The sequence below is a fragment of the Helicobacter didelphidarum genome (assembly GCF_003364195.1).
Classification (GTDB): Bacteria; Campylobacterota; Campylobacteria; order Campylobacterales; family Helicobacteraceae; genus Helicobacter_A; species Helicobacter_A didelphidarum.
Genome location: NZ_NXLQ01000034.1, coordinates 1 through 11931, shown reverse-complemented (window position 1 = coordinate 11931; position 11931 = coordinate 1). Strand labels below are relative to the sequence as shown.

The 11931-nt window shown below is 31.8% G+C and carries 7 protein-coding genes; 5 read left to right on the top strand and 2 right to left on the bottom strand.

The genetic code is table 11. The features are described from left to right. The 3 genes from CQA53_RS09490 to ald form a co-directional block, all read left to right on the top strand. Positions 1–2109 (top strand): ATP-dependent nuclease (locus tag CQA53_RS09490; RefSeq protein WP_147290024.1); only part of this gene is annotated, 2109 nt, incomplete at its 5' end. A gap of 317 nt (positions 2110–2426) precedes the next feature. Beyond that, positions 2427–3848, top strand: a complete 1422-nt coding sequence (locus CQA53_RS09485; protein WP_115543760.1) for a sodium-dependent transporter — start codon at positions 2427–2429, stop codon at positions 3846–3848. Positions 3849–3885: 37 nt separating this feature from the next. Continuing rightward, positions 3886–4998 carry an alanine dehydrogenase gene (ald, locus tag CQA53_RS09480; RefSeq protein WP_115543759.1) on the top strand — a complete coding sequence of 371 codons (1113 nt, stop codon included), beginning with the start codon at positions 3886–3888 and terminating at the stop codon, positions 4996–4998. A 479-nt stretch (positions 4999–5477) separates the two neighbouring features. Here ald and CQA53_RS09475 read toward each other — a convergent pair whose 3' ends face one another. Both CQA53_RS09475 and CQA53_RS09470 read right to left on the bottom strand, forming a co-directional pair. Beyond that, positions 5478–6383, bottom strand: coding sequence for a polyphenol oxidase family protein (locus CQA53_RS09475; RefSeq protein ID WP_115543758.1), 906 nt, complete (start codon positions 6381–6383; stop codon positions 5478–5480). Between the two features lie 294 nt (positions 6384–6677). Then, complete coding sequence (locus tag CQA53_RS09470) at positions 6678–7340, bottom strand: tetratricopeptide repeat protein (protein ID WP_115543757.1); 663 nt, start codon at positions 7338–7340, stop codon at positions 6678–6680. Positions 7341–7848: 508 nt separating this feature from the next. Here CQA53_RS09470 and CQA53_RS09465 point away from each other — a divergent pair. Together CQA53_RS09465 and CQA53_RS09460 are read left to right on the top strand one after the other, a co-directional pair. Then, entirely contained in the window at positions 7849–10170 is a 2322-nt protein-coding gene (locus CQA53_RS09465) for a dynamin family protein (protein WP_115543756.1), read from the top strand. A gap of 238 nt (positions 10171–10408) precedes the next feature. Further along, the coding region (locus CQA53_RS09460; RefSeq protein WP_147290023.1) for a methyl-accepting chemotaxis protein at positions 10409–11931 on the top strand (1523 nt) is incomplete at its 3' end.

The window sequence follows — 11931 nt, the reverse complement described above, 5'->3', positions numbered from 1 at the left end:
CCCCTCCCGTATAATATAGACTATTTAAGCAATAGAATATATTTGGGGGGTATTGATGATGAGCAAATAGGAGGATTACTTTTATTGCTTGGTGCAAATAATGAAGGGAAAAGTAATGTATTAGCGGGGATTAACGCTCTAGCTAACAATCAATCTATTTCAGAGAAAGATAAACCAAATTATATCGATTGTGAGGAAAAAATACCGCAAATAAGCATAGAATATCGCATACAACAAAAGGATATAAAACAGAGAGATAACAAAAAAGGTGATAATTTTGCAGGAAAAACTTTTGGGATTGTTTTTATCCCGAATTGCATTGATGACTGCAAAAGAAGAAACGCGGGTTTTACGAATGAAGATTGTAAATCTTTTTGGCAATCAATTCTTGATTCCAGAATAGAGGCTTTTTATCGTTCTATCGGAAATAATGAGCTTCCAGATATTCTCCTGATTTCAAAAGAGAAAAAGTGTATCTTTTTTATTGGTATAGACTCATTTAAGGAATGTCCAAAATCACTTAAATGTTATCAAGTGTATTATCAAAATAAATTTAATGAGATTAAGAATAACGACGGAGTAATCAAACTTTCTTGTAAGTTCCGTGCACATTTAGATGCAAAAACACCAAAACATTGCGACGATGCAAATGAACTTCGTGAATTTCTTAAAAAAGAATATGAAAAGAGTATCAATATTCAATCTACCAAAATCGCAAATAAAAAATCCCAATATGAAATATTCAGTGCAACAAAAGTATTTGGTGAAAAAGGATTAGAATATAGTCAGAATCTTTTGGATACAGAAAATCAATTTGTTGATGTTGTGTTGCATTCGTTCCAGATTCCATTCATACCAAAGATAATCATGTATCAAGAAAAACCTCTAAAAGATAAGGATTTAGAGATTTCATTAGAACAATTAAGAGATTCCATATTTTTTCAGGCTCTTTTTAAAATTCTAGACGAGAAAATAGAATCTATTATAAAAATTTGTAAAGATAGCCGAAACAAAAGACAATCAAAAGAGAAAGAGTTGGAGAAAACATGTCAAAAAATTAGCGAACGTTTTAATGTGCTTTATTGTCTAGATAATAAGACTTATAGATTCAACATTCGACTTGAGCAAGGCAGTATTGCATTTTGTATGGAAAAAGATGACAAAGCTATCTATCTTGACCAACAAAGTGTAGGCTTTAAAAAGTTTTTTCATTTCTTTTTTAACTTTCTATATACAGAGGAGGTGAGCAAGGGTGATATTGTGCTAATAGATGAGGTAGATGCACACCTAAGCATTCTTGCACAAAGAGAATTACGTAAGTTTCTCAAAGAATTTGGACAAGAGAACGGGATATTATTTATTGTCAGCACACATTCACCGTTTATGATTGATACTACTGAACTTGATGAAATACGCATTGTGAAATCTTTAGAGAGATATAAAAAAGGTGTGGGCATTCTCAATGATTTTTCTGTGCTAAAACAAGGGGAGGCAGATACACTTCAAGCTATTAAAAAAGCACTTGGGGCAAGTATTGATATTGAAGATAGACTTATTTTTGTTGAAGGTATTATAGATTACAATATCTTGAATGCTTATAGCAAAATTTATAAATATCCAAAAGATTCCACAAAGCTTGTATTTTTACCAATTAGCGGACTCGGCGAATGCAAAGATGGCGAAAAAGGATTTAGCAAAGAACAAGAACAAAAAGTAAAGAATCTCATTACATTTGCACGACAGAGTAAGATTCTAAATCCCATTTTATTGACAGATGGTGATAAAGCTGGCATGATGATGAAAGAAGGAGTAGAAAAGCACGATGAGTTTAAGAAAAATATAAATATCTTGACACTCCAAGATGTTTATAGCGGTAATAAAGATTTTACGCAATTGCTAAAAGATAAGAATTTAACCATAGAATCTCTTTTTAATAAAGAGGATAAAGAAAAGTTTTTCTTTACTTATAATCAAGATTCTAAAGATAGTTCGCCCTCGCGTTTGTTTAAAAGAACTAGGAATTTAGAACTAAGCTCTGAAAGTAAAAAAAATTTTGATGCACTTTTTACATTTTTGATTGAATGTAATACAATGTTAGAGAAAGACTAGTTTTAGCGGACATAAAACTTCTTATCATAATGTTATAGTTAGATTCTAAGATTACACATTTTTTATAAGAAAAATAAATATTTTATAAGTTTTTAAAGTTTGGGTAATATTTTTTTACTAATTTATCATTTAAGATAGTATTTTTCATATGTTCTTTCTGAAATTATCAGATTCTTTTGAGCCATAACCACAAGGCAATATAATAAAATGTATAAAATAGTAACATTATATATAAAATAACTCAATAAAACTTGTAAAAATTACTCATATATATATATATATTATAATGAAATACGAAAAAATTTTAAGGAGTCTCTATGGAAAAACGACATACTTGGTCAAGTAGTCTCACTTATGTTCTCACTGCGGCTGGAGCGACAATTGGATTTGGTGCGACTTGGCGATTCCCCTATTTGGTAGGTGAAAATGGGGGTGGTGCATACGTGCTGACTTTTATCATCGCTATGCTTGTGATTGGTATCCCTATGATTTTAGTAGAAAATGTGATTGGCAGGAGAGCACACAAAAACTCACTTGATGCATTTTGTCCGACATATCAAAAAAAGAGTTTTTCAAAGGCTTGGAAAATAGTAGGATATATGGGACTTATTGGGTGTTTTGGGATTATTGCATATTATATGGTACTTGGTGGATGGGTGATTACTTATATTGTAAGTATTATTAATGGTAGTCTTGATATTTCTAGTCCTATCACCAAAGAAATTACAGAGAGTTTTTATGATGCAAATATTGAACATAATCCGCTTATGATTACCCTCTACACCTTTATCTTTGTCTTTTTGAATTGGCTTGTCTTGATAAAAGACATCTCAAATGGTATCGAGAAGGCAATGAAATTCCTTATGCCACTTCTTATCCTTTGTCTGCTTGGGATTGTGATACGCAATCTTACTTTGCCCGGTGCAAGCGAAGGGATAGCTTATTATCTTATTCCTGATTTCTCAAAAATTACCCCCACATTATTTATAGCGGTGCTAGGACAGGTATTTTTTGCTCTCTCTCTTGGATTTGGTGTTATGATTACGCTTTCTTCATATTTAAATAAAGGAGAGAATCTCATCAAAACAGCAGTTAGCACCGGTATTATTAATACTATTATTGCAGTATTGGCAGGATTTATGATATTTCCATCACTTTTTAGCTTTCATATGTCTCCAGATTCTGGACCTAGTCTTGTCTTTAAAACTTTACCCATTGTATTTTCAAATATGCACTTTGGGAGTTTCATCGCAGTAGCCTTTTTTATATTGCTCATCGTTGCAGCATTTACCACTTCAATCACGCTTTATGAGGTGCTTATCACAACGGCGAAAGAAAAGTTAGGATTAAGTCGTAAGACATCTGTAACATTGGTGCTTAGTGCATTATTTATTGCGGGTAATATTCCATCAATTATGGCATATGGACCATGGAGTGAGATAAGAATCCTTGATAAGAATATCTTTGACGCATTTGATTATATCAGTGGTAATATATTTTTCGTCCTCACTGCACTTGGCTCGGCAATTTTTGTGGGTTGGATTCTCAAAGAAGATGCAATTCTTGAAATCTCAAATGGTTCAAATAATCCGGGCATAGCGAAAGTATGGTTTCATTATGTAAAATTTGTAATTCCTATCATTATTCTAGTGATTTTTATTAGTGGAACTAAGGATTTATTTATCAAAGAGGAGGTGCAGATACAAAATAATACAGAAAAAATAATCAAAAATATGTAAGAGAACTTACAAAAATATCAATAATAAAGGAAAAATTATGACTATTGGTTGTCCAAAAGAAGTAAAAGTTCAAGAATATCGCGTGGGGCTTACCCCATCAAATGTAAGAGCGTATGTAGATACAGGACATAAGGTATTTGTCGAGCATAATGCAGGAAGTGCGATAGGTTTTAGTGATGAAGATTATCAAAGTAATGGTGCGATACTCTGTGATAAAGAGACACTTTTTAAGGAATCTCAAATGATTATCAAAGTTAAAGAGCCAATTGAAAGTGAATATAAATATTTTAGGGAAGGGCAGATTCTCTATACTTATCTTCATCTCGCCGCAGATAAAGCACTCACTGATATGCTACTTAACAAGAAGATTCTAGGTATTGCTTATGAAACGATAAAAGCAGGAAATACTCTTCCTTGTCTCGCACCGATGAGCTCTATTGCGGGGAGATTGGCAGTAGTGGAATCTGCAAAATATATCCAAAAGACATTTGGTGGGAGCGGGATTTTATTAAGTGGAATACCTGGTGCACCAAAAGGGAAAATTACTATTATTGGTGCTGGAGTTGTGGGACTAAACGCCGCACAAATCGCAGTAGGAATCGGTGCTGATGTAACGATACTTGATATTGATATGAATCGCCTTGCTTATGTAGAACAAATCTTTGGTATGAGGATACATACACATTATAGCTCGAGAGCAAATATCCTTGCAAGTATCGCCGAAGCAGATGTCGTAATAGGTGCGGTGCTAATCCCGGGAGCAAAAGCCCCTAAGCTCGTCAAAAGAGAGGATTTGAAACTCATGAAAAAAGGTTCAATTTTGACTGATGTTGCTATCGATCAAGGTGGGTGCTTTGAGACTTCTAAACCAACCACACACAATGATCCAATCTATGAGATTGATGGTATCATTCACTATTGCGTGGCAAATATGCCTGGTGCAGTGGCAAAAACTGCGACACTTGGACTTACAGATTCCACGCTTGGCTTTGGCTTAATGATAGCAAATCTTGGAGGAAAAGAAGCCGCACTCAAAAACCAAGCAATTTTTGAAGGTATCAATACGATTGATGGTAAATGCACTTATAAAGGTGTATGTGAGGCTTTCAATATTCCACATACTGATACCCAAACTGCACTTGGTGGATAATTTATTGTTAAAAGTTTTAGGTTTATTTTCATTGTATCGGCTTGCTAATACATACAATGAAAATGAAATAATAAGGCGGTATCGGAGGACATGTCAAGAGATTATAAGCTATGATAGCAAAGTATAGATTTTTAAATATCTGTTACTTTTATTCCTAATATCTTAATAAGTAAGAAATTAAGAGACATGATTTGTAACATTTCTATTTTAATAATACTTTTATCTGCAAATTTATTTTTCTTTTTGAAGTCATATAGGCTTTAAAATCCATTGTGTGTTTTTTTAAATAAAATATATTAATGTATTCTTTTGCATCAAGACTCCATTCAGCAACAACAAAATATTTTATGGAATGTATGAAGTTTTTTGTAAGTTAGCATTTTATTTTCTCAAGTGAAATAAATTGAAGCTTTTTTGTGATTATTTGAGCGAATATTCGGTATTTAAGTGTAAAAAGAGATTTTTTTGTTCCTTTGCTATTATTGTAAAGTGGCAAAGATTCCAAATCTCCCAGTAGTATTTTCCCTGCGATATGAGAAGTATTCTTTATTACAAGAACTACAAAGATTTGGTATGGTAATATGACTTTCTTGAATGCCTATTTTTTGCATTTCCTCACATAAAATGCTAATCATATCTAGCATGTATTTAGTATCTACTTGATAAATATGTTTATTACCAAATTGCTCCGTTATATTTTGTGCTATATCAAATCCAACTTCATAACAACATTTACGAATAGAAGCCCCTATAAAAATGCGTAAATCAGCTACATCTACCATATAATCTCGTCTTAAAAGTATTACAGCATGAGTAAGAATTGATTGACAAACACCCTTTCTTCCAGCATGAAGCAGTGCGAATACTTTTTTCTTTGGACAATAGAGTAAAATAGGATTACAATCAGCTACCATAATCATTGCTACAAAATCGCTATCATCGCAGATAATACCATCAGCATCACCTAAGCAAATTTCTTGTAGGTTTGTATCTTGGTGATTTGATTGTTTTGCATGAGGCACTTGGATAGTATATTCTTTCAGGCAAATAGAATCCTTTGCGTGATATGTATACAGAGCAATTTTTAATGAATTATGATGAGAAATATTTTGTATTTGCAATTTTTCTGTGTTTCTTTTGTATAAAGTGATAATGTGATTTGAGTGAATTTGATTGAGATAAAGAAGTGATTTTTCTGGATAATATTGTCGCATAATTTGTGTGCGATTGAAGATAACATGTTCTTTGCTATCATTAACATGATAGGCAAGATTTAATGTATCAAATGGAGTATTACTTATCCCACCATTTCTATTTGTAAGTATTGCATGAAGTCCTGCATATTTCTCTACCAACAAATCATGAATGGATAGGTGTTGATTCATTGTTGTTCCTTTGTTTTAATCCTTAGATTTTTTGCGATTTTAGCTGGAGATTCTATAATTTTAATTTAGAATGTTTAATTTTATCAGATGAAGCGAAGCAGGAATCAAACGATACAAAAGAGAATAACTATTCTGTGATAGTTTCATAAGATTTTTGTGTAAATCTTCTCGAAATGACAATTTTACCCAGAAATTTCTATATGTTTCGGTCATTACCAAAGTAATGTTTGTCGGGTATAGATAATTGCAACATTTATCTGTTTTTTTGTAATTTTTAGAATTGCATTGATATTTCTATTTGCAAAACTCTTTTACCCCAAGCACACAAGCTTTTGTATAAACTTCCTGTGCCTCTTCCCTTGTATCTGCATTAATTCCTAAGAATCTGCATGATCCAGCATGCTTCATATCACAAGCCTTGAGTGCATACCCTTTTGCTTTTCCTCTGTCTCTTTCTATTCCTCCATAACCCTCAAAATAGATTAAAGAAAGCACATAACAATCCATTGCATAATCTTTATTGCATTGTTCTAGTGCAAGGTTGTGTGCTTTTGCAAAAAGATTGTTTGTTACTTTTATTGGTTGATTTGATTGTGTTCCATATATTGCGAGTTGTAAACAACTTTTGCTATCTTCAAGAGTGCAACTCTTTTCTAAAATTTGCATAGCTTGTTGCCTATCTGATTTCGAACCATATCCATAAAAATAATCATGATAAATTTCTGCTAATACCGAACAATCCTTTTCCTTAGAGTTATCACAAATCTTTTTTGCAAATTTTTTCCATTCTTCTACTTTCCAAATGCCTTCTTTGAGATTATCAAGATTGTTATAGAGTTCTAATCGTTTTATATCTTTTGCCACAGGAATTATTTGTGGTTCTGCTTGTGGTTTTGCACATGCACATAGCATACATATTCCCAGTATATTTATACAATAAAGAAAATTCTTCAGCATATTATCTCCTCAAAAATTCTAATAAAAGTGTATCATAAAACCATAAAGATTCTAAGTTTTTTAAAAAATGCACTCTCTAGTAATGAAAATCATAGTGATGAAAGAAAAAATCTTGATGTCCCAAAATCGATAATATCGTAATGCTATAATTGTTAGTAAATTTATTATGTTATTCTCTTGAAAGACTTCATATAATCCTATTTGGACTATGTTAGAATCTTAATGAAAGAACTTTACTTCAATAACAATTTGATTCTATGAATAATGACTTTCTAAAATTCGCATGTAAGTCCGCACAAGAAGTCTCTCTCATAACTTTATTGTATCAACACTTTAACTTTTGTATCTAATGATATACAAATCAAAAGAAATTATTTAGCATTCTATACAATTCTTGTGTAAAATGCTAAATAATTTTTCATATAAAACCAAAAATTTAATACAATTCAGAATTTTGTTTTACATAAAATATAAATTTATTTTGATTTTTTAGTTCTTAAGGATTATTATGGATATTGCAACACTTTTTTTTGAGAATCTATATCATGAACATATACCGGAAGAAGAATTGTGTTTAGATACACAATTCTTAGATTCTGCCACATTAGAGTTAAAAGCTATTATTTTATCTCTTAATTTCAATAATATAGCTATTTATAGTAAGAGTCCCATATTTCAACAAATTTATACCAAGAGCTTTTTGCAAAATTTTCAAGATAACCAGATACTACTAGATAAAGAATCCCAAAATATTATGTTTGAATACTTCAAGATTATTCAATATTATATTCTAAAACATATTACTCCCAATGAGCTTAAATCACTCAAGCCATACATTGTTCGACTCAATGCGGCAGATCTCATTGACAATAAATATGCTCGTGATCTCCTTGCATTTTTTACACAAAGTGCACTTTCTATGGTAAAAGATTCACAAGAGAAACATGCTGTAATTAATTTAAAATCTCTAAGTGAGGAACTAGAATCTATTTATAAAAAACTCTACGAACTTAAATTCAATGAAGAATTCTATAAAAAATTAGATAATATACTTAAAAATGCAAAAACAAATAAATTCTCTATTGGAATCACGGGGGTTCTTAGTGCTGGGAAAAGCACTTTCTTAAATGCTCTTTTGGGTAAGGAAGTTTTGGGGAGTTCTACAATCCCAGAAACCGCCAATCTTACACTATTAAAATACAATCAAACAGAATATGCGAGAGTGCATTTTTGGAATCAAAGTGAATGGGAGGAGCTGAAAAAATCGGGTCTCTATGATAAGAGCCTCCAAGAATTTGTAGAAGAAAGTAATAAAATTTTTGGTGAAAATCTCTCAAGTTATATTACAAAAGATGGGAAATCTCAAGAGATTAAAATTGATGAGCTTTCCACTTTCACTTCAGCTAACGATGAGAGTAAGCTTTGCAATCTTGTTAAAGAAGTAGAGCTTTTTACCGATTTGAAGTTCTTGCAAAATGGAGTTGAAATTGTTGATACACCGGGTCTCGATGATCCAATTACCAAACGCGAAGAAATTACAAAAACTTATATAGAATATTGTGATTTACTAATACATGTTATGAACGCAAGTTGTGTTGCTACACAAATTGATATTGATTTTATTTTAGAGTGTCTTTTGCAACAAAACATTTCTCGACTCCTTATTGTTCTCACAAGAATTGATCTTATTGGTGAGAAAGAATTGCAACAATCATTAGAATATACAAAACAAAGTCTTGCAGCACAACTTAAAAAAGCACAATATAGTGGCGATATTGATGCACTTATCGAACGTATTGATTTTATTCCTACGGCGAGTTTTATGGCACTTATGCTTCGCACTAATCGCGAAAAAGAGGCATTAGAGAAAGGTTTTGATCTTAAAAAAACAGGTATCCTAGCAGTAGAAGAATATTTAGATAAAATGCTTTTGGGTGAAAATAGTCTGAAACAAAAAGATATTTTGTATATAGCATATCGTGCATTTTTAAGACTTGCCAAAGAATCTCAAGATGAATTGGCTTTGGAAGCAAAAATACTTAGTGCCTCGAAAGAGGAGCTAGAAGTTACATTGCAAAAGCTCAAAGATGAGCATACTAATCTTCATTCTTCATTAGATTCTAAACAACATGAACTTGATTTGCAATTAAAAGAACTAGAAGATTTTTTATATTCTTTACATAATTTTGTGAATAAAAGTCTTAAAACAGAGCAAAACAAACTTAAAGAAAGAATCTATAATGATGCAATTTATAGTTATCAGAATGGTATAGAGATAGATAAAAAACGAATATGCGAAGTTCTCACGCAAGGTTTTGAGGATTGTTTTAATGATGTGAGTCGCGATTATAAATACAAACTCTCTAAAAAAATTACACAAATTTTACATGATACCACAGAGAATCAAGCACAACTAGAACAACCACATATTCGTATAGCTACTCCAAAAGATGAAATTGCAAAAAGCCTCAAAATCCTAATTGATACTATTCCCAATCTCGTTGTGTCGCATTCTAAAAATTCACAAAATGATTTATCTGTCAAACTGGATTTTCAATTTAGTGAATCTTTTAAACTCTTTAGTGAAGTGATTGCAGAAAGAAACAAAGAGATTCAAGAAAAATTTTTGAAATATTTTGCACAAATTTCACAATTACAAAAAGAAGAAATACAGGCTCAAATTACAAAACAAGAAACAATTTTACAAAATACACTTTCACAAAGAGAGAAAGCAAATTCACCAGAGTTACAAGCAAATCTGGCAACAAAACAACAAGAACTCGAAGCAATTATTGGAGAGTTAGAATATATTGAACATACTTTAAAATAATTACCCAATTTTAAAACAAATTAACCACTTTCATTTGCTATTGAATAAGTGGTATCCTAGAAAAGCGAAACATTTTAAAAATGTATTTAAGTTCTGTTGCTAACATACTTACATAAATGAATAATAAATTTAATAATTTTTATACTACTATTTATAATTATATTTAAGAATTTATTATAACATTTCAAAATCAAAATTTACTTTTATTGTAATTTCATCTAAATACTAAAGGGTATTCATGTTTCGTTCGTTAAGCTTAAGTAGCAAATTGATTAGTGGGGTAATGGCTATTTTTATTGTAATTATTTGTATTGTTAGTATTCTCAACTATAAGAAAACTTCTCAGGATACAATTGAGGTTTTTGAGGGGATTCAGCACCTTGCTTTGAATGCCTCATATAATACGATAAATATTACTATGCATATAGAGGCTCAACAGCATTTAGAAATGTTGGCTGATGCTTTAAGTCAGATGGATAAAAATGATATAATCGCACAAAGAAATATTTTGCGTGATGTGGCAAGTTTGATTAAATATCCCTCTGTGTATGTTACCTATGATTCAGATGGGAAAACGCTTACTGAGGATTATCAACCTAATAATCATAAACCCATGAAAGAGCAATGGGATAATGTAGATGATTTACGTAATCGCCCTTGGTATCAAGCTGCAAAAAATGCTAATCAATTAGTTATAACACCAACATATGAGTCTAGTGTGGGTGCTAATAAAGGCAAACTCCTCTCTACTGCGGCAATGCCTATTATAAAAGATGGGCGATTTATTGGAGTTGTGGGGCTTGATATTTTTGTGCATGAGTTTCAGCAAAGATTCCAAAACTTTAAGCGTCAAGAACTCCCAAGCATGAGGATATTTATCACAGATAATACAGGAAGGATATTTTCGCATGAAGACCCTGCCATTGTTGCTGACCCAAATCCTACAAGTGTGGAGATTGCACTTTTAGAAGCTCTAAAAACTTCCAAAGAGGGTAAAATTACTTATACACGTTCAAGCTCTAATGAGGAGTCTCTTGCTTTTTATAAACAATTCCCTTTTGGTTGGACTATTGTTGCCGCAGCATCAAAAAATGATTATACAAAAGCAATTAATGAGGCTTTATTAATAACCTCCACACTAGCTCTTATTTTAATGTTGGTGGGTGCGTTAGTATTATTTTTTATAATAAAAAGAATGTTAAGACCTATGTCCCAAATCCAGCAAGGTTTACTTGACTTTTTCCGTTATCTTAATTATGAAACGAAGCAAGCTCCAGCACCTATTGCCATTCAATCCAAAGATGAATTTGGTGCTATGGCAACAGCCATTAATGAAAACATAGAAAAAACACATGAATCTCTCGACCAAGATAGTGCATTGGTTCAAGATTCTCTTGTAGCTATTCAGGCAGCGAAAGATGGTTCAGCAGTAAAAAGAATTACTCATACAGGAAGTAACCCTTATCTTAATCAGCTTAGAGATTCTGTTAACGAATTATTGGAGCTTCTCTGCGTAGCAATCGGAAAAGATTTACATGAACTCAATCGTGTATTTGACAGTTATGTAAAACTTGATTTTAGCACAAGTGTAGCCAATGCTAGTGGGCGTGTGGATATGGTTACCAACACACTTGGTGATGAAATAAGAAAAATGCTTCATACTTCAGCAAACTTCGCTAAAGACTTAGAATCTAAATCAAAAGATTTAGAAGAAGCAGTCCGAACTCTTACAGAATCTTCGAATACTCAAGCAAGTTCATT